This window comes from Microbacterium sp. dk485 (genome assembly GCF_004570445.1).
Taxonomy (GTDB): Bacteria; Actinomycetota; Actinomycetes; order Actinomycetales; family Microbacteriaceae; genus Microbacterium; species Microbacterium wangchenii.
Map to the genome: position 1 here is coordinate 1,034,273 of NZ_SPQW01000001.1, position 23,644 is coordinate 1,057,916.

General features: G+C 67.8%; 23 protein-coding genes. 12 read left to right on the plus strand and 11 right to left on the minus strand.

Features of this window, described 5'->3' with window-relative positions; genetic code table 11:
* Position 1: 1 nt before the first annotated feature.
* The 6 genes from treS to E4V99_RS04830 form a co-directional block, all read right to left on the minus strand.
* Complete coding sequence (gene treS, locus E4V99_RS04805; protein WP_135062990.1) at positions 2 to 2,299, minus strand: maltose alpha-D-glucosyltransferase; 2,298 nt, start codon at positions 2,297 to 2,299, stop codon at positions 2 to 4.
* A gap of 90 nt (positions 2,300 to 2,389) precedes the next feature.
* Entirely contained in the window at positions 2,390 to 3,814 is a 1,425-nt protein-coding gene (locus E4V99_RS04810; RefSeq protein WP_167747698.1) for an HNH endonuclease signature motif containing protein, read from the minus strand.
* A 112-nt stretch (positions 3,815 to 3,926) separates the two neighbouring features.
* Positions 3,927 to 4,298, minus strand: coding sequence for a VOC family protein (locus tag E4V99_RS04815; protein ID WP_135062986.1), 372 nt, complete (start codon positions 4,296 to 4,298; stop codon positions 3,927 to 3,929).
* A 77-nt stretch (positions 4,299 to 4,375) separates the two neighbouring features.
* A complete protein-coding gene (locus E4V99_RS04820) occupies positions 4,376 to 5,050 on the minus strand; it encodes a hypothetical protein (protein ID WP_135062984.1) in 675 nt (224 codons plus the stop codon).
* Between the two features lie 95 nt (positions 5,051 to 5,145).
* Positions 5,146 to 6,699, minus strand: coding sequence for a multicopper oxidase domain-containing protein (locus tag E4V99_RS04825; protein ID WP_135116554.1), 1,554 nt, complete (start codon positions 6,697 to 6,699; stop codon positions 5,146 to 5,148).
* Between the two features lie 51 nt (positions 6,700 to 6,750).
* Entirely contained in the window at positions 6,751 to 7,209 is a 459-nt protein-coding gene (locus E4V99_RS04830) for a hypothetical protein (protein ID WP_135116555.1), read from the minus strand.
* A gap of 149 nt (positions 7,210 to 7,358) precedes the next feature.
* On the opposite strand from E4V99_RS04830, the gene E4V99_RS04835 reads away from it, so the two are divergent.
* From E4V99_RS04835 to E4V99_RS04855, 6 genes are all read left to right on the plus strand, one after another.
* The gene (locus E4V99_RS04835) at positions 7,359 to 7,823 is read left to right on the plus strand and encodes a hypothetical protein (RefSeq protein WP_135116556.1); all 465 of its coding nucleotides are present in this window, start codon (positions 7,359 to 7,361) and stop codon (positions 7,821 to 7,823) included.
* An 82-nt stretch (positions 7,824 to 7,905) separates the two neighbouring features.
* Complete coding sequence (locus E4V99_RS04840) at positions 7,906 to 8,850, plus strand: hypothetical protein (RefSeq protein WP_135116557.1); 945 nt, start codon at positions 7,906 to 7,908, stop codon at positions 8,848 to 8,850.
* A gap of 36 nt (positions 8,851 to 8,886) precedes the next feature.
* Positions 8,887 to 9,048 carry a hypothetical protein gene (locus E4V99_RS18420; RefSeq protein WP_167758074.1) on the plus strand — a complete coding sequence of 54 codons (162 nt, stop codon included), beginning with the start codon at positions 8,887 to 8,889 and terminating at the stop codon, positions 9,046 to 9,048.
* A gap of 820 nt (positions 9,049 to 9,868) precedes the next feature.
* Positions 9,869 to 10,825, plus strand: a complete 957-nt coding sequence (locus E4V99_RS04845) for a DUF6772 family protein (RefSeq protein WP_135116558.1) — start codon at positions 9,869 to 9,871, stop codon at positions 10,823 to 10,825.
* 65 nt (positions 10,826 to 10,890) lie between these two features.
* Positions 10,891 to 11,166, plus strand: coding sequence for a DUF6385 domain-containing protein (locus tag E4V99_RS04850; RefSeq protein WP_135116559.1), 276 nt, complete (start codon positions 10,891 to 10,893; stop codon positions 11,164 to 11,166).
* A gap of 3 nt (positions 11,167 to 11,169) precedes the next feature.
* Entirely contained in the window at positions 11,170 to 12,321 is a 1,152-nt protein-coding gene (locus E4V99_RS04855; RefSeq protein WP_135116560.1) for a LacI family DNA-binding transcriptional regulator, read from the plus strand.
* On the opposite strand, the gene E4V99_RS04860 is transcribed toward E4V99_RS04855, so the two are convergent.
* From E4V99_RS04860 to E4V99_RS04880, 5 genes are read right to left on the minus strand one after another with little or no spacing between them, the layout of a single operon-like run.
* Positions 12,295 to 13,668 carry an FAD-dependent oxidoreductase gene (locus E4V99_RS04860; protein WP_135116561.1) on the minus strand — a complete coding sequence of 458 codons (1,374 nt, stop codon included), beginning with the start codon at positions 13,666 to 13,668 and terminating at the stop codon, positions 12,295 to 12,297. The two genes, E4V99_RS04855 and E4V99_RS04860, sit on opposite strands and share 27 nt — an antisense overlap.
* A gap of 46 nt (positions 13,669 to 13,714) precedes the next feature.
* Positions 13,715 to 14,728, minus strand: coding sequence for an NAD(P)-dependent alcohol dehydrogenase (locus E4V99_RS04865; protein ID WP_209305587.1), 1,014 nt, complete (start codon positions 14,726 to 14,728; stop codon positions 13,715 to 13,717).
* A 16-nt stretch (positions 14,729 to 14,744) separates the two neighbouring features.
* On the minus strand, positions 14,745 to 15,800 hold the full coding sequence (locus tag E4V99_RS04870) for a LacI family DNA-binding transcriptional regulator (RefSeq protein ID WP_135116562.1): 1,056 nt from the start codon (positions 15,798 to 15,800) through the stop codon (positions 14,745 to 14,747).
* 14 nt (positions 15,801 to 15,814) lie between these two features.
* The gene (locus E4V99_RS04875; protein ID WP_135116563.1) at positions 15,815 to 16,150 is read right to left on the minus strand and encodes a hypothetical protein; all 336 of its coding nucleotides are present in this window, start codon (positions 16,148 to 16,150) and stop codon (positions 15,815 to 15,817) included.
* An 8-nt stretch (positions 16,151 to 16,158) separates the two neighbouring features.
* Complete coding sequence (locus E4V99_RS04880) at positions 16,159 to 17,124, minus strand: DUF6772 family protein (RefSeq protein ID WP_209305588.1); 966 nt, start codon at positions 17,122 to 17,124, stop codon at positions 16,159 to 16,161.
* A 249-nt stretch (positions 17,125 to 17,373) separates the two neighbouring features.
* On the opposite strand from E4V99_RS04880, the gene E4V99_RS04885 reads away from it, so the two are divergent.
* The 6 genes from E4V99_RS04885 (at position 17,374) to E4V99_RS04910 (ending at position 23,640) form a co-directional block, all read left to right on the plus strand.
* Positions 17,374 to 18,297: an ABC transporter permease gene (locus E4V99_RS04885; protein WP_135116564.1), complete on the plus strand. Its 924-nt coding sequence runs from the start codon at positions 17,374 to 17,376 to the stop codon at positions 18,295 to 18,297.
* The gene (locus E4V99_RS04890) at positions 18,294 to 19,181 is read left to right on the plus strand and encodes an ABC transporter permease (RefSeq protein WP_209305589.1); all 888 of its coding nucleotides are present in this window, start codon (positions 18,294 to 18,296) and stop codon (positions 19,179 to 19,181) included. Before E4V99_RS04885 ends, E4V99_RS04890 begins: the two co-directional genes overlap by 4 nt.
* Positions 19,181 to 20,209 carry an ABC transporter ATP-binding protein gene (locus E4V99_RS04895; protein ID WP_135116565.1) on the plus strand — a complete coding sequence of 343 codons (1,029 nt, stop codon included), beginning with the start codon at positions 19,181 to 19,183 and terminating at the stop codon, positions 20,207 to 20,209. Before E4V99_RS04890 ends, E4V99_RS04895 begins: the two co-directional genes overlap by 1 nt.
* On the plus strand, positions 20,202 to 21,023 hold the full coding sequence (locus E4V99_RS04900; protein ID WP_135116566.1) for an ATP-binding cassette domain-containing protein: 822 nt from the start codon (positions 20,202 to 20,204) through the stop codon (positions 21,021 to 21,023). Before E4V99_RS04895 ends, E4V99_RS04900 begins: the two co-directional genes overlap by 8 nt.
* A gap of 93 nt (positions 21,024 to 21,116) precedes the next feature.
* Positions 21,117 to 22,622, plus strand: a complete 1,506-nt coding sequence (locus tag E4V99_RS04905; protein ID WP_167758076.1) for an ABC transporter substrate-binding protein — start codon at positions 21,117 to 21,119, stop codon at positions 22,620 to 22,622.
* Between the two features lie 88 nt (positions 22,623 to 22,710).
* Positions 22,711 to 23,640, plus strand: coding sequence for a DUF6772 family protein (locus tag E4V99_RS04910; protein WP_135116568.1), 930 nt, complete (start codon positions 22,711 to 22,713; stop codon positions 23,638 to 23,640).
* Positions 23,641 to 23,644: the final 4 nt, after the last annotated feature.

Here is a 23,644-nt window from a genome sequence, read left to right on the forward strand (position 1 = left end):
ATCACTCGGCCGGCGGCTCCACCGGTTCCAGCACGAGGAAGAGCGCCCCGTAGGCGGGCAGCGAGACGGCGAAGCTCTGCAGGTCGTCGACGCGTCCGACGGTCTCGCCGGAGGCGGCGTCCACCACCTCACTCTGGGGCACGAGCTGCTCCGACCGCACGGTGCCCTCCGTCGGCTCGGACGAGAAGTTCAGCACGGTCACCTGCATCCGGGCGTCCGCGTCCGGGTCGCCGTCGTCGAGGCGGTGCACGAGGACGAGCATCCCGGCGTGCGCAACCTCGGGGATGTCGACCTGCGATGCGGTCGCGATGCCGTACTCCCGGCGCAGGTCGATGATGCCGGCAAGACGCGAGGCGAACGACTCCGGATCGTCGAGCTGCGCGGGCAGCGGGCCGTAGAGGGCGCGCCCGCGCGGCATGCCTGCCGCAGAGCGCGTGGCCTTCGGGTCCACGTCGAGCAGATCGTGGGCCCCGCGTTCGATCCAGCGCGTGTCGCCGGACGCGATCAGATCGGCGACCTCGTCGGAGGGGACGGTGAGCATGCCCACGAGATCCCATCCGGAGAGGGCGAAGACGCCGGGCTGCCATGCGTTGTACGCGCACAGCAGCAGGTGGGCGTCGCGGATGATGGGAACGTCGGCATCGGCGATGTCGTCCAGTCGACCGATCCCCCGCGTGGCCGCGATGAGCGAGGTCGTCGTGCACGCGATGCCGTTCTGGGTGAACACGCGGTTGTAGTCGGCCGTCCCGGTCAGCCCCTCGGTGAGCTCGGCGCGAACGAGTTCGGCGAGCTGACTGCCCGTGATCTCGCCTCCGCGGAAGCGGTAGAGATCGTCGCCATGCCGTGTCGCCCAGTGCACGAGCTCGTAGGTGAGCTCGTCGTGGTTCTGCATCCCGTGCACGAGCTGCACGGGATGCACGCCGAACTCCAGCGACGTCGTCAGCGCGAGCCGGAGGAACTCCGTCTGCCCCGTCGCGAGAGCGTGGTGGTAGCCAGGGCGCCCGATGAAGTCGTAGGAGAGGTCTGCCCCCACGGCCCCGGTGTCGCGGATGTCTTCGATCGTGAGGTTGAGCTCCTGGAACGTGAAGCCACCCACCTTCCGCACCATCCCGGCGATGATGTGGTTCGCCGCGTGGGAGAGCGGATGCCCTTCGGACCAGGCAGGCAGGCCCTCCGCGCTCTTCTCAACTCCGAGGAAGCCGTTCGCGTCGAGGCGCAGAGCGCTCGTGCCGAGCTCTCCGAGGGAGTGCAGGGCGTCGCCGATGACCAGGCGCATGCCCGCGAAGGTCGGGTCCAGCCAGTTGATCGAGGGCTGCCCCTGCTTGAAATAGTGCAGATAGACCCAGCGGCGCGTGATGCCGTCGGGGCCGATCACGGGTGCCGTGGCACTCCAGTTCGTCTCCTTCACCCCGGGGGTGTAGAAGATGACGCGCTGGAGGGCGCCGATGATGTAGCCGCGCCCCTCGAGCTCCTGCTCGGTCGTGGGGTCGAGGTTGACGCTGTCGACCCCTTCGGGCACGTCGGGGAGCAGCCCCCAGTCCTCCGGGAGGATCTCGACCATGTGGTAGATCCCGGGGTAGTCCTTGAAGCCCATCTCGGCGAGCCGGAAGTCGGCGCCCTTCCCGGTGTGGCCGGGCACGATGTCGTCGATGACGCTGCCGCCGTGGGTGTCCGCGACGTCGCAGAGCGCGCGGAACTCCTCCTCGGTGCCGAACGCGGGGTCGATCTCGGTGCTGATGCGGTCGAAGTGCCCGTCGACGCTGGGGGTCTCCCGCCATCCGGCGATGCCACCGGCTCGCTTCACCGGGCCGGTGTGGACCGCGGTGATGCCCACGCGGTCGAATGCCTCCCACAGCTCCTCGTCACCGAGCGCCGCCAGGAACGACTGCCCCGGGCGCGTGATGAGCGAGATGGGGTATGCCGTGAACCACACATCGCTGGTCGCGATGGCCCGTCGCGCATCGGGTCGGGCATAGGCGTTGCGCCACATCGCCGGCTGGCCCGCGAGTTGGCGGGCAAGGACGTCGGCATCCTTGAGCATCGACTGCCGCACGAGCCATTCGACGTACGAGGGGTTCGTGCCGTTCGCCGTACGCGGGTCGGTGCGGATGCGGCGCACGCTCCCCCCGCGGAACTGGTCTCGCGGGCGCAGCCGCCGCGGACGAGCGGGATAGCGCGCTTCGTCGTAACTGATCTCGATCTTCTCGGGATCGGCCTCCTCGTGGTCCAAGGTCGCCATTCCCGGCAGATCAATGGGGCCGGTGTACAGGTCCTCCGGCCGAAACTCGTCGCGCGCCATCCCGCAAGGGTACGGACTCGGATCTCCCCGCCCGGGGGACTGGCATCTGACTCCGGGAGAGGCTATGAATCCACGAGGTACCGGTCGCGTTCAGCCGCCGGGGCTGCGCGCACGCACCGCGTGACGCAAGCGCACGGGCGATTTCGTGGTCGGCCGCCATTGCGTCGAGATATCCCACCAGGACGGCCCCCGCACTTCGGGAACGCCGTTGCGCATCCGTACCCGCCATCCGCTCGAGTCGAGCGTGCGGTGGTGGTACCAGCACAGCAGCACGCCGTTGTCGGTGTGGGTTGGCCCACCGGCCGCGTGCTCCACGACATGGTGGATCTCGCACCACGCGGCCGCGACGTGACAGCCGGGGATGACGCATCCGCCGTCGCGCAGGGAGATCGCCTTGCGCTGATGTGCGGCGAAGACACGGTCGAGGATGTCGATCGCCAGGATGCGCCCGGCGTCGGTCGTGACCCGCTCGACGGCCCCGGCGCACGCCACCTGCCGAGCCACCCCGAGCGAGACGGGTTCGTCGCATCCGTCGATGTGGGCGTGCCCTCGGCCCGAGCGGGCGTCGCGTGCGTCGACGGAGACCACGAGCGTGGGCGCGGCCCCGCCGATGGTCGGCAGGGCGCCCGAGCGTGCGGCGACCGCGAGGATCGCCGCGAGGGCATCGTGCTGCTTCATGGCGCGCGAGCGCAGGTCGGCGGAGTCTTCGTGCGGAGCGACCGGTTCGTCGTCGGCGAAGCGCGGCCCCGTCGGAGTCTCCGGGCCATCGCCCTTGGGATTCAGGACGCTGTCGAACAGCCGCTGCAGCTGCGCGGCCACTTCGGGTAGCAGATTGCCGCGGACCGGCACGATGCCGTCGCGGCACACGCCCACAGTGAGGGCGCGCTTGCGCATCGCACGGAATTCGCGCGGCTCGGCACCGTCCTGATCGAGGTACATCGCCCACACCTGCGCCTGCAGCCGCAGTTCGTCGGCGTCCGGGGCCGGTCCGCCGCCTGCACCCAGGCCGCGTGCGGATGCTGCCAGCTCGAGATCGGCCGCCGCGCGGGCCGCGGGTGCGCACGATGCGGCATCCAGTGCGCCGGCGACCGCGGCGAGCGCATCCAGCCCGAGACCGGCGGCTGCCGCCTCCCGCATCGCGGGGTACTCCGCGGGGAGGACCTCTCCCGTCGACGGCGACACGGGCCGGCGGATCGCGCGCGCCGCGCGCAGCACGTCGGCGACGGTGCGACCGGACTCCCGCGTCGTCCGCTGCACGAGCTCCGTCATCGACCGGCACCCGTTCCGCGTCGTCGGTCGCTCGGCGAAGGGTGCGACATCCGCCCGCTCCTGCACCTCCGCGACCGTCGCCACCAGCAGCGCCTCGGCCTGGTGCACGACGCCCGCCGCGGCGGCCACGAGCGACATCACCGAGGCCTCATCCAGCCGGCGGAGCTCATCGGTTCCGAACGCCGCACCCAGGGCCTCGCCGAGCTGCTGCTCGACGTGGCGGAGGGTGTCGGCGAGGATCTCCATGACCCCTATTCTGACGAGGGCCACCGACATTGCAGCGACGGATAACCCCTGGTCAATCCGCGCTAATGCGTGGTGGGGTGCGAGGATTCGAGGCCGCGCACTCGCCGGCGTTTCAGGGTCGGGCCGGCAGCTGCTGCAGCGTCCACGAGTTGCCGTCCGGATCGGCGAAACGCACGAACCGACCCCAGTCCTGCTCGTCCACGCCGTCGGCGTCGACGCCGAGCTCACGGAGCCGGAGGAGCTCGGCATCCGCGTCAGGCACGACGACCTGGATGACATCCAGGCTGCCGGGGGCGACGGCCGATCCGAGCCCGGTGCCGAAGGCGATGGAGCACGCGGAGCCCGGCGGAGTCAGCTGCACGAAGCGCAACTCCTCATTCACCTGCTGATCGAAGTCGGCGACGAATCCGATGTGCGTGTAGAACGCCTTCGCACGGTCGACATCGGTGACGGGAATGAAAATGAGTTCGATCTTCCAGTTCATGGTGTCCTCCTTCAGATCTGGCGGACGCTACGCCTCACCGAGGACACCGGATGTCCGCGAAGGAAGACCCTCGAAACCTATGTCGGAGCGGTGACGCTCCAGCCGGCTTCGGACGTGACGGCCCCGGGCGACACACCGCTGATCGTCACGTGGACCCCGCCGCTGCGGGCACCCATGTCCGCGGTCGGGAACCACGGACGGCCGGTGGTGACGAAGATGAGCAGGCCGTCCTGGTCACCCGCGGTGGTGAAGTGGCGGGACTCGCCGGCGAAGGTCTCGACGCCGAACGTCCGGCGGGCGCTCGCGAACGCCTGCCCGACATCAGGCGCACCGAGGCCCACCTCGCTCACGCACAGCAGCTGGGCACCCGAGAAGGGCTCCTCCGACGGATTATCGAGATGCGCGCGGGTGATCAGCTCGAGGATGACGCGATCAGGGCCGAGGAAGTACAGCGACTCCGAGTTCCACGGCTCGCCGAGGCGAAGCTCGCTCTCACCGCCACCCCACGACATCAGTTCGACGCGGGGCTGAAGCCACGCCTTGGCATCGGCGAACCGATTGCTCGGGATCGTGAAGGCGAGATGATTCGACTCCTCGATCGGCAATCGCTCGTCCAGGGTCACGGTGCTCCGTCCGACGGTGACCGTGGCGCGCGGCCCGGCCACCGCGACCGGCAGGTCGAGCACGTCGCGGTAGAACGCGGCCGCCTGCGTGACATCCGCCGTCCCCATCCGCACGTCGTCGATGCGCATCCCGCCTCCACTCATTCCCCCGCGTGTGCACTGCGCAACGTGCGAGGCGAGTCGGTCATTCCTCGCCGGTGTCTGCGCGCCGGCCGCCGGCGCCATCAGTGGGCTGCGCCATGGTCCGCGCCCTCCGTGCGGATCGTCGACGGCGCGGTCGACGCGTCCTCCACCACGGTGAACTGGCCCATCATCCCCGCGTCCTCATGCGTGAGGAAGTGGCAGTGGTACATGTAGGGGGTGTCGGGATCGGTGTAGTCCTCGAACCGCATGATGAGTCGGTACTGCACTCCCGGGCGGGTGTAGATGGTGTCCTTCCAGCCGGCGAGTTCGGGCGGCGGTGGCTCCCCGTCGACGGTGAGCACGTGGAACTGCACGTCGTGCACGTGGAACGAGTGCGCGAACTGCATGCGGTTGCGCACGGCCCAGACCTCCACCGTGTCGACCTCGACGACCTCGTTCACCGTGTGCATCTGCATGGACTGACCGTTGATCTGCAGGCCGTCCATCTCGAACTGACGCTCCTGCCCTGCATCGGATTCATCGAGTCGCGGGATGTCCGCGAAGCGATCGGCCAACGGCTGGCTGGGCTCCAGTACAGATGCAGCGCGCAGCTGCAGGACGTCCAGGGTGTCTGCGCCTCCATTCAGTTCCGCGACCGCGTCCGGCATGCCCAGATCGGGCGTGCTCGAGCGCAGCACCGGCTGCTCTCCGGCCTCGACCTGCACGACGATCTCGGCCCGCTCGCCGGGCGACAGCTGCACCTCCCCCGTGCGGTGTGGTGCTTCGAGGAGCCCGCCGTCGGTACCGACGAGATCGAAGGATCGGCCATCGTCGAATGCGAACCGATAGGTGCGCGCCGACGACGCGTTGAGCACCCGGAGCTTCACACGCTCTGTCGTCACATCGAGATACGGCGCCGCCGTGCCGTTCACGAGCACGGTGTCACCCAGAGAGCCGACGAAACCTCGCGTCGACAGCGTGAACTGCCCCGCGTCGGTGAACTGCTTGTCCTGGACGATGACCGGGATGTCGTCGACGCCGTAGCTATGGGGCAGCCCGAACCGGCCGGGGTCGGGGGGCTCGAGGAGGAACATCCCGGCGAGCCCCATCTCCACGTGCTCCTCGGTCTCGCCGTGGACGTGCGGGTGGTACCACAGCGTCGTCGGCTCCTGATCGATGGTCCACGAGGGCGACCAGGTCTGACTCGGATCGATGACCTGATGCGGACCGCCGTCCATCTCCGCCGGGAGGTGCATCCCATGCCAGTGCACGGTCGTGGGCACCGCGAGTTCGTTGTCGACGCGGACTCTCACCGGCTCGCCGATCGTCGCCGCGAGCGTGGGGCCCAGATAGCTCCCGTTGAATCCCCACGTCGTCGTCCGCACCCCGGGTGTGAACTCGGTGGTCCCCTCGTCTGCGAGCAGGGCGAACTCCCGCACGCCGTCGGAAGCCACGGTGCCGCGGTCGAGCGGTGGAATGGCGAGCGGGTTGGTGAACTCGACCTGACCGGCGGTGTCCACCACCGGTGCCCGAGCGGTCGCGTCGCACGCGCTCAGCGCTCCTGCCGTGAGGACGAGTGCGGACAGCACCCCGAGGCAGCGCCCCGTCCCGCGGCGCTGGTTCTTGCTCGGCGTGGTTCTGGCGTGAATGCGCATTGCTGCTCCCCGGAGAGTCGATGAAGTGCGGCGGCGGGCGGGAGGCCCGCCCTAGGTGACGCCGGCGCGACGGTTCACCACCGCACGAACGGCCCAGGCGATGAGTCCCCCGACGGCACCGGCGACGACGCCGGTGATCAAGCCGCCGAGAATGGCCACGAGGCGGATCGGCATGCCGCCGCCCCCGACCGATGCGGGGTCATCCTCGAAGAGCTGGTTCCAGAGGAGTTGATAGGCGATGACGAGCAACACGCCTGAGGTCGCTCCGATCGCCAGAACCGTCAGGAACGGTCTGGCAACGGGTCGAATGACCACGACGGCGATCCACAGCGCGACCGGCGCCCACGACAACAGCACTGAGGTCCACTCACCTGCCTCGAGGATGCCGAGGTCTTCCAGGACGGGTCCCGGTACGCGCAGCGCGGCGAGCGCGATGATCGCCATGATGGGCAGGCCCGAGCGGCGTGGGAGCGGCTGCGGTTCGGAGTGGAGGCTTGCTGCGTGTGACATGCCGTCACGGTAAGGAGCGGGGCAGGGTCCGGGCGTCGTCCCCCAGGCGACATCAGCGTCACCATCTGACGACTGCGCGGGTGGACAACGGCGTAGGTTCTGGTGGCGTGCGCTTGAGGCGCGCGAGCTGCTCGCCATAGGTTGAAGGCATGCGACGGTGGCCGGGACTTGCAATCGGCCTGCTGCTGCTGAGCGCGCTCACCGGGTGCACATCCGAGTTCGGTGACGGTGGACCGCACCTTCCTGACCCCACCGGCGCTGCGGAGTCCGCGGACCCGGATGCTGCGGAGGCGGCGGAGCCGGATGCTGCGGAGGCGGCGGAGGCCGCGGCTGCGCAGGAGAGAGCTCAGGCCTGGCTGGACGCGGCTCTTCTGCCGCCCGGAGCCGTCAGCTCGTCGCGGCCCCCTGCCGACTTCAACAGCTACTACGTATGGCCGGATGGCGTCAACGTGGGACAGGTGCCGGCTCATGAAGCCCAGGAAGGGATCGTCTATTCGGTCGCCCAGACGCGCGAGGGCGTTGCCGTGCGGGCCCAGATAGCCGCCATTCACGAGTCGGCCACCTGCCCCTCACTTCCGCCCGGCACATCGCTCGGCGCAGTCCGTCAGGGCTAGCGGCGATGGCCGAACGAATGTCCCCCCGGGTCGTCGTGGAGATCGTCGAGCACGCAACAGGTGAGACCAACGAGGACAGACCATGACGGAGACCGGCGTCGATACCGCGAGCGCTCGAGACGCGCCGTCGCGTGGTGTTCGCGACGAAGTCGCTGTGCTCCTGGCCGTCGCCGCCGTCGTCGTGGGTCTGCTGCCGTGGCTCGCCACGGGCCTCCGGCTGCCGCTGCAGAACCTCTGGCTCCTGCCCACCGCGGCCGAGGACATGCCGCTCGTGCTGCTGCCGTTCAGTCAGTACTCGCTCATGCTCATCTTCGCTGTTCTGGTCGTCGGTGCCGCCGCGGCGGGGGTCGTGGCGCGGGCACTGCGGGATCGGCTCAGCCGGAGGGGACGGATACTGCTGCTCGGCGTCGTTCCGGCGCTGCAGCTGATCGCGGTCGTGCAGACGGCCGTTGCCGTTCGCAGCGGACTGGCCGACACGGGTCAGGCCGCGCTGTATCTGACCGCCCTGGTCGGGGTCAGTGTGCTGTCCGTTCTGGTGGGGATGCTCTCCCAGACCCTCATCGCCGTGGCACCTCGGGCGGGCGCGCTCCTCGGCCTCACGATCGCGGCGGTCGCCGCGTCCTCGTGGATCGGCGGCTTCCTCCAGCCGTTCACGCTCTTCGGGCCGGACTGGCTGCTTCCCGTGGTGGGGCTGATCGCCTGGGTGACCCCGGTGCTCACCGGAGCAGCCATCGCGTGGACGGGCGTGTCCTCGCCTGGGCGCGTCGTCGCCGCTCTCACGAGCCTCATCGTCGTCTGGGTCGCGCCGGCCGCCATCACGGGGATCAGCAGCGCCGCCGGCAGTCGCGTACTCGCCTCCAACCCGGCCGCGATGATCGAGTACGCGCTTCAGGTCTTCGCAAGCGCCCTCCTGATCCCGGAACTCGCGCTGCGCCCCATCGTGGCCACGATCCTCATCGCCGCGATCGGGCTCGCGGCGCGCTGGGCGATCCGCCGCCGCCACGCCGGCCCGACCGGGGCGCTCTGAACTACAGCAGCGTGAGCCGCTCCGAAGCGTCAGCCATTGCGGACGAGCCACCTCCTGCACGAACCCTCCGCTCTGCGGATTCTGAACCCCGCAGGACTCGCGATTCCCGCCCTCGCGGTGACGGCGATCGTCGTCGCGAACGTGTGGTTCTCCGCCATCCCGCTCTTCGGGATCGACGACTCAGGTACCTACATCTGACCGTTCCCATTCGGCTCCGTCGACTTCCAGGTGGAACCGGCCGGAGAGCGACGAACGCCTTCATGACAACCGCGGCTTCGGCGCCGAGGACCATGAACTGTCGACCACTGAGCAGGTCAGTACGGGCCGCCCTCGGGGTTGGTGCAAGTCACGGCTCGGAGAGGTGAACGCGCATTACGATCAAATTCACTCCCCCGCCCCGAGCGGGGACTCGACTACACCGACATTCTGTCGCGCAGACCATGCTCCTGACTGGAACCGACCGGGCAGAGAATCAGGCGTCCCTCGACGACCTCCGAATCGCCGCGGAGATGGAGCGCGCTCGATGAGCCGTATGGCGAGGCCCGCGATTTTGATCCTCACCGCGGCTATGTATCCATCGACCAGCACGAAAATGGGAGTGCCACTCAGCTGCGGGTCGGACCGCGCCTATCAGTGAACGGCCGCCCCGACGTTCTGACCCAGTGAGCCAAGGAATGGACGGAAGGAGCATTGAGATTTCCTCGTTCTCGCCATGCTCATCCTTCGGACGATTTGCCCCCCGGGTACACGTATTGACCGCGCAGCCGAAACGGTTTCGGCCGGCGCTCCCGCGCTCCCAAGGATGAAGTGGCCCGCCTATTGACGCAACCGATTCACGAGGTCTGCGACCACCGCATCGACGTCGCCCGCGCGCGACGTGTCACGTCGACCCCGCCGTCCGCGGCTTAGGACATGCATCAACTCTACGCATGTACTTATTGTATTTACAGATTGTTCACGTTACAAATGTCGTAGAGGGCGACGAAGGACGTCGTTTTCGCGAAGGAGCGTCTCTCACATGGCCGAGTCAGGTACGGCGCGCGACTTGAGCGACGCGCTGCGTCGAAGCGATCCGCGACTGTCGAAGTACAACCCTCTCCCCCGGATCTTGACGTTCGACGACTTCAATCAGGGAACCAACGGCTGGGTCGAGCTCTCGGGCAACTACGACGGCACGGGCTCGCTGGACTCGATCGATCCGCAGTTCATCGACATGCGCCCGCCGCAGCTCTCGAACGCCAACTTCTTCGATGTCGGCACCCACGGCGCCGTCACGGGCACGTACTCGCTGAAGCTGGCGACCCGTCCGCAGGCGGGACACACCGCCGTCGGCATCCGCCGGCTCACGATGGCGGCGCGCGGTCTGGTTCAGATCGAGGCCTACCTCTGTTACAAGGCGGAAGCCACCCTGGGCGGCGGCATCGAGAACAACACGTTCGGCGAGATCACCTTCGACGCGAACCAGCACCCGTCGGAGGCGCAGTTCGGGGCGTTCACCGTCGCGACCGACATCTGCGGCGATGGCGGCATCCGATATCACAACGTCATGCGCTTCCAGAACACCGACGAGGACCACCGGCTGGTCCGCCGGTGGATGTATCCCACGGTGCCCGAGCCAACGCCCCACGAACGACTCGGTGAGCATCACGACTACGGGCCCCTGGCCGATTTCACGGCGCCGAATCCTGCGGACTGGGCCACCGTCGCCGACGATCAGGAAACCTGTTACAACGAGGTGCCGACCAAGACGAACTGGCACTACATCCGCTTCGTGATCGACACCGAGGCCCGCAGGAACGTCGAGTTGCAGTTCAACGACCGCGTGATCGATCTGCGCGACGTGCCCGTGCCCCCGTACCCCGACCGGTGGAAGGCGCTGGGTAATCTGCTCAACTTCTACTTCTCGGTGCGCACCCTCTCGAACCACCGGAACTTCCTTTTCATCGACTCCGTCGTGATCTCCACGGATTGGTGAGGGGCATCATGCGTGACTCTCAGAGCGCCGTCCTCGAGCGAGGCGTCCCGCTCGGCGAAGAACACGTGACCGAGCCGTTCGAAGCCGGATGGGCGGGCGAAGCCCGCTGGTACGTCCACTTCCTGAAGGGCTCACCCTCCTCCGAAGTCGCGCTTCAGGTGCAGATTTCGCCAGATGGGCTCAATTGGATCGACCATGAGTCTCCTGAGATCCACACACCTGCCGTCGGGCTGGCCACCATCACGGTCCGCGCTTTCGGGCTGTGGCTTCGCCTCAAGACCGCGCGCACGACAGGCGCGGACGAGGTCCTGCTGCGGATCTATCTCGAACTCAAGGAGTAAGTTATGCCCCGCTGGGGTTCGGCGACGGGCTCCAGCGGGGACGACCCACAGTCGAGCAGGAGTGTCGTGGCGAAACATCGAAGGGCAACCCTGGCGGACCTCGCGGAGGCGGTCGGAATGTCCGCCAACACCGTGTCTCGCGCTCTGGCGAACAAGGACGGCGTCTCCGCCCGGACCCGCGACATCGTCGCGCGGGAAGCGGAGCGCCTGGGCTACATCCCGCCGTCGGCGACGGCGACGCGTCGCGCGGCCCGCACGGTCGCCCTCGTCGTCACGAGCTCGACGAACGTCTTCATTTCGCGGCTGATCACCGCCGTCGAGGCGACCCTGCGTGCCCAGGGCTTCTCGCTTCAGCTGTTCGTCACCGAGGAATCGATGGAGGTGGAGCGGCAGACGATCGAGCGCCTTGCGGGCGCCGCCATCGCTGGAGCGATTGTCATCCCGGTTCAGGGGCCCCACAGCCCATGGGCGTCCGTGGCCGACGACTTCGGTCCGATCGTCGCCGTGGCACGCGAGATCCCAGGCCTCGAGACGGATCTGGTCGCGATGGACCAGCAGGCGGCCATGTATGCGCTGACCCGTCACACCCTGGCGCAGGGCGCCCGCGCGCTGTACTTCTTCGACGAGGATCTGGACGTGTCGTCCAACCGCGACCGCGTACGCAGCTTCGAGGCCGCGGTGGCGACGAACCAGGCGGCCGTCGGCCGTGTCATCTCCATCCCCACGCGCCGCTTCGAAAGTCGCACCCACCCGTGGCAGCCGGAGGAGGCCTACCGCGCCGTCAACGACATCCTCGCCGCCGGAGAACGGCCGGACGCACTCCTGTTCGAAGACGACTACTACGCGCTCGGCGCGATCAGAGCGCTCACCGAGCACGGCCTCTGCGTCCCCGACGACGCGCTCGTGCTCGGATACGGCGACCATCCGTACTCGAGCTACCTGCGGCCGGCACTCACGACGGTGTCCGTGCCGACTCGCCTCATCGCCGAAGCGGCCGTGTCGCTCCTCGCGCGACGCATCGCCGGCGACACGGGACCGGCGACACATCGCCTGGTCGGCGGCGAGCTCGTCGTGCGGGAATCATCCGTCGGGCTGGCCGGCCGTGCTGCCCGGCACGGCGCGACGCCGTCAGCCCCTGCCGAGGTCTCCGGCTGAGATCAATGCGCCCTGCGCACGAAGGGTGCGCTGGAGCTCGTCGACGTCGAGGTCCCGCGGTCGCACGCCGGTGAGCGCGGCCAGCGCAGCGGCCGTGCCGGCCGCATGACCCGTGGCAGTGCACGTCGCCCCCACGCGCGCCGAGCCGAGCGCCTCGCGATCGACCGAGATGCAGCGCCCCGCGGCGAGCAGCCCGTCGGTCTTCGCGGGCACGAGGGTTCCGTAGGGGATGCCGTACGGCTCGGGCACGAACATGGTGTGCGCGCCGACGTCTCCATCGGCAGGATGCACGTCGATGGGCCATGCGCCGAGCGCAATGGCACCAGGCGCCTGCTCGCCGGAGCGGATCTGCCGACCGGTCAGCGTGGTGACGCCTATCAGCCGTCGGGTCTCGCGGATGCCGATGGTCGGGCTGGTGCGCTCGAGGCGGCCGTTCTCGAAACCCGGCACGTGTGTGCGGAAGTACTCGAACAGGCGTCGCGCATCGGCTCGCCCCTGCACCTCCGCGCGGGTGAGTTCGCGGTTGTCGGTCGCGTCGCCGACGATGCGCACGGCATTGACCCACACGACGTCCTTCTCGAGCCCTCCGAACCACGGTCCACCGAAGACGGGCAGCTCGCCGCGCGACCTCTCGGCGCGCATGGCCGCCACGTCGAGCGGGACGTCGTCGCGAGCGGCCTGCGAGTCCTCGAGACCGGCCTTGTCGAGGTCTGCGGCGCCGGGGCCGATACGTACATGAGCCGGGGCGAGGTGGTCACGATCGGGGTTGGGGCTCACGCCGGAGATGTACATCGGCATGGTGAGCGGCTGCAGCGTGTCGCCCTTCACCCAGTCCGGCCCTGAGCGCGCCATCACGTCGCCATTGCCCGTCGCATCCACCGTGACCGTCGACCGGACGGCCATCCGGCCCTCTCTCGTCTCGACGAGGCAGCCGACGACCCCGCCGTCCTCCACGATCGGGTACGTGGCCAGCACGTGCAGGAGGAAGTCGACGCCGGCATCGGCAAGCAGCTCGTCGGCGACGAGCTTCATCTTCTCGGGGTCCGAGTTCAGCACCCACCCGTCGTGGTCGGCGGCGCCGCCGATGGCGGCGGCCCTGCGGAGCCACTCCCCGCCCACGCCGTCGACGACCCGTAGCCGGTCAGGGGCGAGCCAGGAGTTGTAGCCCGCGAGCGTGATGACCAAACCCTGCGTCCACATGCCCCCGAAACCGCCGCTCTCCTCGACGAGGAGAGTTCGCGCACCGGTGCGCGCCGCAGCCGCAGCCGCCGACACTCCCGCCGGGCCGCCGCCGACGACGAGGACGTCCACCTCGGCCAAGACCGGGACCTCGCGGCTCGGCTCCACATAGTGCGACGCTGTAGCGCCGGTCGCGCTCGCCGGTTCCGTCACGTCACGACTCCACCAGCTGCGGGGCGATGACGGCCTTGACCGCGTCTGGCACGGTCTTGGCGATCATCAGGGCGTCTGCGGTCCGGTCGAGGGGGAAACGGTGTGTGACGAGGGATGCGACGTCGACCCGCCCGCTCGAGACGAGTTCGATGGCCGTGGGCCACGTGTGCGCGTAGCGGTTGACCAGCCCGATGGTCAGCTCGTTGACGTTCAGCCGCGACAACGCGAGAGTCACGTCCTGCTTCGGCATGCCGACCATCGCGGCACGCCCGTTGGTGCGAAGCCGCCACAGGCCGTCGGCGAGCGCGTTCGGCGCGCCGGAGCACTCGATCAGGACGTCGTAATCGCGACCGGTGCCCTCGCCCGCGAGCTCGGTGTCGAAGCCGAGACCGCGAGCGATGTCGAGGCGGAACTCGGCGACATCCGTCACCGTCACGGATCCCGCCCCGAACGCGCGGGCGACCTGAGCCGCGAGGAGGCCGACCGGACCTGCACCGGTCACGAGCACGCGGTCCCCCGGCTCCAGATGCGCGCGATGGCAAGCCCAGATGCCCACCGAGAGCGGCTCGCAGAGCGCCCCCTCCTCATAGGACATCTGGTCCGGGATCCGGAACAGCTGGCGCTCGTCGATGGCCATGCGCTGCACGAGCGAACCGTCGTAGGGCGGCGTGGCGAAGAAGACCAGGTCGGGACAGAGGTGGTAGCGACCCGCCATGCACTCTTCGCAGTCTCGGCATGGCTTGCCCGGCTCGATCGCGACACGGTCGCCCACGGCGACTTGCGTGACGTCGGCACCGACGGCGATGACCTGCCCGGCGCATTCGTGGCCGAGGATGATGGGCCCGTCCACGACGTAGTCGCCGATGTAGCCGACCGTGTAGTAAGCGGTGTCGGAGCCGCACACGCCGACCGCTTCGATGCGCACGAGCGCTTCACGTGGCTGCGGCGTCGGCTCGCCGACATCCTGCAGTTCGATTCGTCCGATTTCCGGCATGACAGCTGCGAGGTTCGACACGAGGTGATCCTTCCGTTCAGGGGTTCGCGGACGCTCGGAGCATCAGCTCCGACGGGAAGAGCTCGGTCACGGGTCCGGGATCAGCCGTCCCGTCGAGGAGCGAAAGCAGGCGCGACACCGCGCGCCGAGCCAGTTCGATCGTCGGAAGGCGCACGGACGCCAGGGGCGGATCGAGGTAGCGCGAGAAGGGATAGTCCCCCCATCCGATGACCATCACCTCCTCCGGCACCCGGATGCGACGCTCCCGCAGCGCGGCATACAGGCCGAGCCCGAGATAGTCGTTGCCCACCAGGAAGGCGTCGGGAACGCGGCCGCTCTCCAAGAGGTCGCTGGCCACGCGGTACGCGTCTTCCCCGCGCCACAGGCTCGCTCCCCGCGCGGTGCGCCGCGACGGCACCAGCGCAGTCCGTCGCCGGTCGAAGGCGATGCCGTTCGCTTCCAGCGCCTCCCGGAATCCGTCCAGCCGGTGCGCCACCGTCGAGACCCGCAGGTCCTCCTCGACGAGGATGATGTCCCGCGCGCCACGCGCGATCACCGTCTCGGCGGTCATCCGTCGCCCCGCGCGGTTGTCGGTGGAGAAGAAGTCCAGATCAAGACCCGGCAACTCCCGACCGATGAGCACGAGCGGGATGCCGGCGCGGATCACCGTCGTCCATGGATTGGACCGTCCCTGAACGGGCACCGCGAGAATGCCGTCCACTCCCGAACGCAGCGCCGTATCCACGGCCGTCTGCTCGCGATCTGGGTCCTCGTCCGACAGCAGCAGGACGATGGTGTACCCGGCCAGAATCGCCTGCTCCTCGATCTCGGTCACCAGGTCGTTGAAGAACGGGTTGGCCAGATCCGTGAGGATCACGCCGATCGTCTTGTGCGAGCCGAGGACGAGCGAGCGGGCGTGCGCGTTGGGGAAGTACCCGATCTGCTCCGCCTCGGCCTTGATCCGCGCCCGGGTCTGCTCGCTGACGCCGGGAAGATCCCGCAGTGCACGCGACACCGTATTGACGGACAGCCCGACGACCTCGGCGACGTCCTGCAGCGTACGTCGACGGGATCCCCCGGCTCTGGCGGGCATGGCGGGCCTTCCCACTACTCCTTCAGTGCGAGGTAGATGCGAAGCAGCGGATTCTCGCTCCCCGACGTGATGCGGCTCTGCAGCCGAAGCCAGTGCCCGAAGGACGTGACGGGAATCGAGATGAACCCGATCGCCTCCGTCTCCCGGGGCTCGATTGCTTCATGATCGATCCAGTTGAGCCCGTCGGGAGAGATCTGCACACGGAACTCGACGGTAGTCCCCGCAGCGGGACGCAGGAAGTGGACGTACCAACGGGCCTCGCCGGCCCAGGCGACCTCGAAAGGCTCGGTCTCATGTGTGTCGACCAGGTCGACACCCCGCTCGAGGACGGCGCTCTGCGACTGACGCATATTCGTGATCACCAATCTGCCGAGATGACGACGGAGTCGAGGAAGAGGAAGTTGCGGTGCGGCCCCAGCGTCCGCGCCGAGAAGTAGAAGTTGAGCAACCCCTCCAGGGACTGGTACTTCTCGGCGTAGGGCGGGACGGGGACGTCGCGCAGGTCGTACACATCGTTGTTGAACTGCAGTTCGACGTTCGACCGGGTGGACGTGTCGATCAGGAAGCGCAGGTAGTGCCAGTTCACCTTGGTGGGAACCTCGTTGTAGCAGGCTTCCTGGCGGTCGTCGCTCAGGTACCGCCAGTCGTCGGGGTTGGGCGCCGTGAAATCCGCGTACCGGCCGTAATCGTGCACGCCCTTGAACCGCTCGTGCGGCGTCGGCTCGGCGACTACCGGGTACATCCACTTCTGGATGATGTGGCCGTCTGCATCCGAGTTCTGGAACCGCATGACGTTGTGGTACCGCACGCCCTCGTGGCTGAGGTCGGTTGCGACGGTGAAGGCTCCGAACTGCGCCTCCGAGGGATGCGAGTTGGCATCCCATTCGATGTCGCCGTAGCGGTTCGCCTCCTCGCCGCCGCCCAAATTGGCCTCCACCTTCCAGGCCAGGTGCGCCTCGATCTGGAGCAGTCCCCGTCCGGCCATCGTCAGCCGGCGGATCGCGGTGGCCGTGTGGCCGGGCGCTTTGCGCGTGGCGAGCTTGAGCGAGTACGTGCCCGTCATGGCCCCGTGCGTGCCGACGTCGAAGAAGTTCTGATTCGACAGCTGAGGGGGGCGCATATCGCGGAAGTGATGATCCAGGGATGCCAGATCCCCGCGTCCGTCATAGTTTCCGCCGAGTTCCACCCACCCGTGGGCGCCGTGGTTGAAGTCGTCGAATGTCAAGAGCCGCGACAGGGGATTGTACTTCGAAAGACGGGGATCACTGCTGCGGATCGCCTCGCGCAACGCTGTCGCCGTCGCCGCCGTTTCTGGGGTGGTCACCAATGACTCCTAGACGTCGATGTCGGTATGCGGGCGCCGTCCTGGCGCCGCATTTCGGGAACATTAGCGTTATCTTCGCGCGTCGTCAATGAAGTGCTTCCTTCCGGAATGGTCAACGCCCCGTCGTGCTAGCACACCGGAGAACCGACGTTGACAACGGCCGCGACGATGCGCCAAGGTACATGAACGATAACGTCACGGCTCGACGACGACCGTGACTGAGTGTTAGCCGACCAACGGAGGTGGACAGTGCTCGGATACACCGTGCGGCGGGTCCTGCTCGCGGTCTTCGTGCTCTGGGGCGTCGCGACGGTCGTCTTCGTCATCGTCCGTATGGTGCCCTCCGACCCGGCTCTCCTCATCGCGGGGGACTCCGCGACCGAGGAGCAGCTGGCGGCGCTGCGCATGGATATGGGCCTGGATCTGCCCCTGCCCGCGCAGTATGCGGACTTCCTGGCCCATGCCGCGGTCGGAGACTTCAACGACTCCTACCGCCAGGGCGTGCCCGCGATGAGCCTCATCGCGCAGGTGCTGCCCAACACCGCGCTCCTGGCGTTCCTCGCATGCCTGCTCGCGCTGGTGATCAGCCTCCCGCTGGGCCTGGCAGCCGCTCTCCGGGCAGGCAAGTTCACCGACCGATTCGTCAGCGTGAGCTCGATCCTGGTTCAGGCGCTCCCGGGCTTCTGGGTAGGCGTCGTCCTCATCCTTATCTTCTCCCGCACCCTGCAATGGCTGCCCAGCTCAGGGCTGAGCAGCCCGCAGAGCCTCATCCTGCCGACCATCGTGCTCGCGCTCCCCTTCGTCGCGATCCTCACCCGCTTGACCCGCAGCGGCCTGCTCGAGGTGATCGGCGAGGGCTACATCAACACCGCGCGAGCGAAGGGGCTGTCGGAGCGCACCGTGATCTTCCCGCACGCGATCCGCAACGCGCTCATCCCCATCGTGACCGTCGTCGGACTCGAGTTCGGCACGCTCCTCGGTGGGGCGGTCATCACTGAAACGGTGTTCGCCTTCCCCGGAATCGGGCGACTGCTCGTGTCGGCGATCCTCGCTCGCGACTACAACGTGGTGCAGGCCTGCGTCGTCGTCATCGCCGCGATCTTCGTCGTCATCAACCTCATCGTCGATCTGCTGTACGCCTACCTGGATCCGAGAGTGAGGCTCGCGTCATGAGTGCCCCTCCCACCATCGCGATGCAAGCGCTGCAGGTCGCCCGCCGCAGTCGCAGCGGTGTGACGCTGCGCATCGTCGGACCGCTCATCGTCATGGGTCTCGCGGTCATCGGGGCCGTCTTTGTGCCGATCCTCTACAACTTCGATCCCCTGCGGGTGGATCTCGCGTCGCGGCTGCTCCCTCCAGGATCGCGACTGCCGAACGGATCGATCGCCATCCTCGGCACAGACCAGGTCGGTCAGGATCTGTTCGCACAGATCATGGAGGGCCTGCGGGTGTCGCTCGTGGTCGGCGCGATGACGCTCGTCTTCGCCGGTTTGGTCGGCGTCCTGCTCGGCCTGCTCGCCGGCCACTTCGGCGGCAAGCTCGACACGGCCCTGATGCGCATCGCGGACATCCAGCTCGCCTTCCCCGCGATCCTACTGGCGATCCTCATCGCCTCCGTCCTCGGCCCCGGCATCATGAACGTGATCATCGTGCTATCGATCGCGAACTGGGTGATCATCGCGAGGGTCACCCGCGCCCAGGTGCTCACGCTCAAGAACCGCGAGTACGTCGAAGCCGCGCGCACTCTGGGCGCGGGGCACGCGCACCTCATCTTCCGCACGCTGCTGCCCGGCTCACTCGCGCCGATCCTGGTGATCCTGACGGTGGAGTTCGGTCAGGTCATCCTGGCCGAGGCAGCACTGTCGTTCCTCGGCGTCGGCGTGCCACTTGGAACGCCAAGCCTTGGCAGCACCATCTCCAACGGCACCGCCCATCTCACGACGGCCTGGTGGATCTCCACCTTCCCCGGAATCGTCCTGCTCATCCTGGTGCTGGCCACCGGCATCCTGGGCGATGCCATCCGCGACCGCTTCGACCCGCGGCTGAGGAGCGCCTGATGAGCACTATCGAGTCCACCCGCACCTCGCCGCCGGCAGCTCCGCTCCTCTCCGTACAGAACCTCGCCGTGGAGTTCTCCACCTCGGCCGGCGTGGTGCGTGCGCTCGACGGCGTGGGCTTCGACGTCGCCGCGGGCGAGACGCTCGCGATCCTCGGCGAGTCCGGATCCGGCAAGTCGGTCACCGCCCAGGCCATCATGGCTCTCCTACCGAAGCCGGCCGGGTCGATTGCCGGCGGCCGGATCCTCTTCGACGGTGTGGACCTCGCGGCAGAACCCGTGGCCCGGGTGCGGGAGCTCTGCGCGACCGCGATCGCATTGATCTTCCAGGATCCGCTGAGCTCGCTGAACCCCGTCTTCCGGATCGGGTACCAGGTGGCCGAGCCCTTCCGCAGGCGCCTCGGAATGGGCAAGCGCGAGGCGTGGGCCAAGGCGCTTGAGCTGCTCAAGCGTGTCGGCATCCCGGACGCCGACACCCGCATCAACGACTACCCGCACCAATTCTCCGGAGGCCAGCGCCAGCGCATCATGATCGCGATGGCGATCGCGCTCGACCCGAAGCTTCTCATCGCCGACGAGCCGACCACCGCGCTCGACGTCACCGTGCAGGCGCAGATCATGAAGCTACTGGCCGACCTGCAGGCCGAGACCGGCATGGCGATGATCCTCATCAGCCACGACCTGGGGGTGGTCGCGGACGTGGCCGAACGCGCCGCCATCATGTACGCGGGGCGCATCGTGGAGACGGGACGCATCCGCGAGGTGTACGACCACCCCGCACACCCCTATACCAAGGGACTGCTCGACTCGATCCCGAGTGCAGCGGCCGTCGGCGAGCGTCTCAAGCCCATCGTCGGATCGCCGCCCAACCTCCTCGCCCTGCCGACGGGATGCGCCTTCCATCCGCGCTGCCCCTTCGCCACGGAGGCGACGCGGACGACCGTGCCAGAACTGCGACACCCCGAGGGCTGGGAACCCGGGCACCTGGCCGCGTGCCTCCGATCCGAGAAGGTGCTTCCGCATGGCTGATACTGCACCGCTACTGAAGGTGGACCACCTCCGCGTCGCCTATCCGATCCGCTCGTCCATCCTCCTTCGCAAGACCGGCGAGAACATCGCGGTCAGCGACGTGGACTTCGAGCTCTCGGCCGGTCAGACGGTCGGGCTCGTGGGAGAGTCCGGGTCGGGCAAGTCCACCGTCGCCCGGACGGTCATCGGTCTCGTGAAGCCGGCCGCCGGACGCGTGATCTTCGAGGGGCAGGACATCACGGACTACTCACCGCGGCGCCTGAAGAGCGTCCGGCGCGAGATGCAGATGATCTTCCAGGACCCGTACGCCTCCCTCAATCCGCGCCTGACCGTGCGCGACATCATCGCGGAGGGCTGGCGCGTGCATCCCGGGCTGGTCAGGCGCGCGCGGTGGACCGCGGAAGCTAAGGAGCTGCTCGAGCGGGTCGGCCTCAATCCGGACTACTCCGACCGGTATCCGCACCAGTTCTCGGGCGGTCAGCGGCAGCGGATCGGCATCGCCCGCGCCCTGGCGCTGAAGCCGAAGCTCATCATCTGCGACGAGGCGGTGTCGGCACTGGACGTCTCGGTCCAGGCGCAGGTGCTGAACCTCCTCGACGACCTGCAGCGCGAACTGCAGCTGGCATACCTCTTCATCTCCCATGACCTGTCGGTCATCGAGCACATCTGCGATCGCGTGCTCGTGCTCAACGGCGGCGTGGTGGTCGAGGAGGGCCCCGCCACCGACCTCTTCCATAACCCGCAAGACGCCTATACGAAGCGCCTGATCGCTGCCGTCCCCGTGGTACGGCCCTGGTTGAACACCACGCCCTAGACGTCACGCCGCCGGGGGGCGGCGGACGGTCCCGCATCGCATGTCGAACAATCAAAGGAGATCGAGATGACATCCCTTCGCTCGAGGCTGACGATGGCTGCCGGAGCAGTCGTCGTCGCCTGCCTCGCCCTCACCGCCTGCGGCGGTGGATCGGCACCCACCGGCGCCTCATCGGATCCGCTGCCTGACGAAGAGCAGAACCTCACGTTCGTGCCGAACTACGGCATCCAGACCCTCGACATCTCGAAGGCTCCGCTCGAGATCGGCGTGAACCAGGTGATGTCGAACGTCATGCAGCCACTGGTGCGCTTCGATGGTGAAGAGATTAGCCCCGTGCTGGCCACCGACTGGGAGTGGACGACGCCCACCAGCCTGCAGTTCACGCTGCGCGAGGACGTCACCTTCTCGGACGGCACGCCGCTGACGTCGGCGGATGTCGTCGGCACGCTGGACCGCTACATCGCGCAGAACGGTCCGCTCGCGGCGGTGCTGTCGGTCATCACCGACTACTCAGCGCCCGACGACCTGACCGTCGTGATCAACACCAAGGCGCCGACCGGCACGCTCGTCGGCATCCTGTCGATGATCTACATCGGACAGGGCGACCACTCCACCGACGACGCCTGGTGGGTGAAGCCGCTGGGCACCGGCGCCTTCGTCATCGACGAGTACGTCGCCGACGACCGCGTCACGCTCGTGCGCAACGACAGCTACTGGGGAGAGACGGCGAAGCTGCAAACCTTGACCTTCCGCACGATCCCGGATGTCAACGGCAAGGTCACCGGTCTGTCGAACAACGAGGTCCAGGTCATCAACGGCATCCCCTACGACCAGATCGAGACCGTGGAGGCGCTGCCCGACGTCACCTTCACCCAGGTCGACAGCCTCAACTACTGGTTCCTCTGGTTCGAGAACGAGCACGCACCGCTCGACGACGCCCGCGTGCGCCAGGCGATGCGGGAGGCGCTGGACCTGCCGACCATCATCGAGAGCCTCTACGGCGACACTGTCACCCCGATGGACTCGTTCTGCCCCGCGTCCGCTTTCGGCTGCCTGCCGGCGGAGCTGCCCAGTTACGACCCGGAGCACGCGAAGGAGCTCCTCGCCGAGGCCGGGTACCCCGACGGGTTCTCGACCGACGTGATCTTCAACACGGCTGTCGCCGGCACGAACAACCTCGTGCAGGCCATGGTGTCGGCGTGGGACGAGATCGGTGTCACCGTCGAGCCCCGCGGCATGGACTCGGCGACCTGGCTCGCCGAGTTCCAGGCCCTCAACTGGGACATGGACGTGCAGCCCAACCAGACGATCACGGGCGATGCCGACTACACACTGAACCGGCTGTACAGCTGCGCGGCCAAGCGACTCGGATACTGCAACCCAGAGCTCGACACGATCATGACGCAGGCTCAGCAGTCCACCGATCAGGACGAGCGCACCGAGCTCTACCAGCAGGTCGCCGACATCATGGCGACGGACATGCCGGCGATCCCCCTGTTCGAGGTGAAGGCGAACGTCGCGGCACGCTCGAACGTGCAGGGTCTGACAATCCCGCCGACGGAGTTCATCGACTTCAGCACGGTGTATCTCACGCAGTGATCCAGGATGCGGTGGGGATGCGTTCGCGCCTCCCCACCGCGTCTCTCTTCAGCCCTTGAGTTTTCCGGCCCCGACAGGACGTGGACACGTGGAGCGATTCCTCAGCTACGATCGCGGTCTCGAGCGGTTCAACCCGCTCGCCCGCGTCATCACCTACGACGACTTCGACACCGGCTTCAACGGCTGGCTCGACCTCACACCCAACTACGTCTACGAGGACTACGAGTCGTTCCCGTCGGCCGTCGACCTCTCCAGCTGGCCCGCCACGCAGCTCAGCTCCGCATCGATGCGATTCGCGTCATCGAGCGGCTCGATGGAGGGAACGTATTCGCTCAAATTGACGACGGCGCCGACCGGCGGGCCGCACACCGAGCCGCCGCGCCCGGGAAGCATGGGCCACGCGATCAAGCGGCTGTCCCGCTTCGGAGATCCCCGCCTGATCCAGATCGAAGCCTGGTACTCGTACACACCGGCACAGGACCGGGTCGGTCTCGGCGAGGAGGACATCCGCGCCTTCGGCTTCTTCTTCGACGTGCAGGACTCGGAGTACCGGTACATGCCCGGAGTGCGCTACGTGAACGCGCTGGGCGGGCAGCCGGTGAAGAGGTGGCAGTACTACCGGGTCGCCGACGGGGTCAGCCGCAAGGACTGGAACTTCGGCGTCGAGGACGGATGGTGCGTTCCCGGCGTCGACAACCAGTGGTACGGCCGCCGCTTCGAGGACGGGAGCGGCGACGGCTACCAGTGGGTGCCCGGAGGCGAGCAGGATCTGCTCTACAACGAGAGCCCCGACAAGATCAATTGGCTCTACTTCCGCCTGACCGTCGACGTGAAGCAGCGCCAGTACGTGGAGTTGCAGTCGATGGATCAGGTCTTCGACATGCGCGGTCTCCAGCCGACGCTGGCACCGGGCTACAAGTCGATCAAGGATCTGATCAACCCCGTGTTCTTCGTCGAGACCGACACCGATCGCTCCGTCCACCTGTTCCTCGACTCCGTCGTCTACTCGACGGAATGAGGGG

Coding starts and splice junctions, on each gene's coding strand:
- treS (WP_135062990.1), bottom strand. CDS start 2,299: ATGGCGCGCGACGAGTTTCGGCCGGAGGACCTGTACACCGGCCCCATT.
- E4V99_RS04810 (WP_167747698.1), bottom strand. CDS start 3,814: ATGGAGATCCTCGCCGACACCCTCCGCCACGTCGAGCAGCAGCTCGGC.
- E4V99_RS04815 (WP_135062986.1), bottom strand. CDS start 4,298: ATGAACTGGAAGATCGAACTCATTTTCATTCCCGTCACCGATGTCGAC.
- E4V99_RS04820 (WP_135062984.1), bottom strand. CDS start 5,050: ATGCGCATCGACGACGTGCGGATGGGGACGGCGGATGTCACGCAGGCG.
- E4V99_RS04825 (WP_135116554.1), bottom strand. CDS start 6,699: ATGCGCATTCACGCCAGAACCACGCCGAGCAAGAACCAGCGCCGCGGG.
- E4V99_RS04830 (WP_135116555.1), bottom strand. CDS start 7,209: ATGTCACACGCAGCAAGCCTCCACTCCGAACCGCAGCCGCTCCCACGC.
- E4V99_RS04835 (WP_135116556.1), top strand. CDS start 7,359: ATGCGACGGTGGCCGGGACTTGCAATCGGCCTGCTGCTGCTGAGCGCG.
- E4V99_RS04840 (WP_135116557.1), top strand. CDS start 7,906: ATGACGGAGACCGGCGTCGATACCGCGAGCGCTCGAGACGCGCCGTCG.
- E4V99_RS04845 (WP_135116558.1), top strand. CDS start 9,869: ATGGCCGAGTCAGGTACGGCGCGCGACTTGAGCGACGCGCTGCGTCGA.
- E4V99_RS04855 (WP_135116560.1), top strand. CDS start 11,170: ATGCCCCGCTGGGGTTCGGCGACGGGCTCCAGCGGGGACGACCCACAG.
- E4V99_RS04870 (WP_135116562.1), bottom strand. CDS start 15,800: ATGCCCGCCAGAGCCGGGGGATCCCGTCGACGTACGCTGCAGGACGTC.
- E4V99_RS04875 (WP_135116563.1), bottom strand. CDS start 16,150: ATGCGTCAGTCGCAGAGCGCCGTCCTCGAGCGGGGTGTCGACCTGGTC.
- E4V99_RS04890 (WP_209305589.1), top strand. CDS start 18,294: ATGAGTGCCCCTCCCACCATCGCGATGCAAGCGCTGCAGGTCGCCCGC.
- E4V99_RS04895 (WP_135116565.1), top strand. CDS start 19,181: ATGAGCACTATCGAGTCCACCCGCACCTCGCCGCCGGCAGCTCCGCTC.
- E4V99_RS04900 (WP_135116566.1), top strand. CDS start 20,202: ATGGCTGATACTGCACCGCTACTGAAGGTGGACCACCTCCGCGTCGCC.
- E4V99_RS04905 (WP_167758076.1), top strand. CDS start 21,117: ATGGCTGCCGGAGCAGTCGTCGTCGCCTGCCTCGCCCTCACCGCCTGC.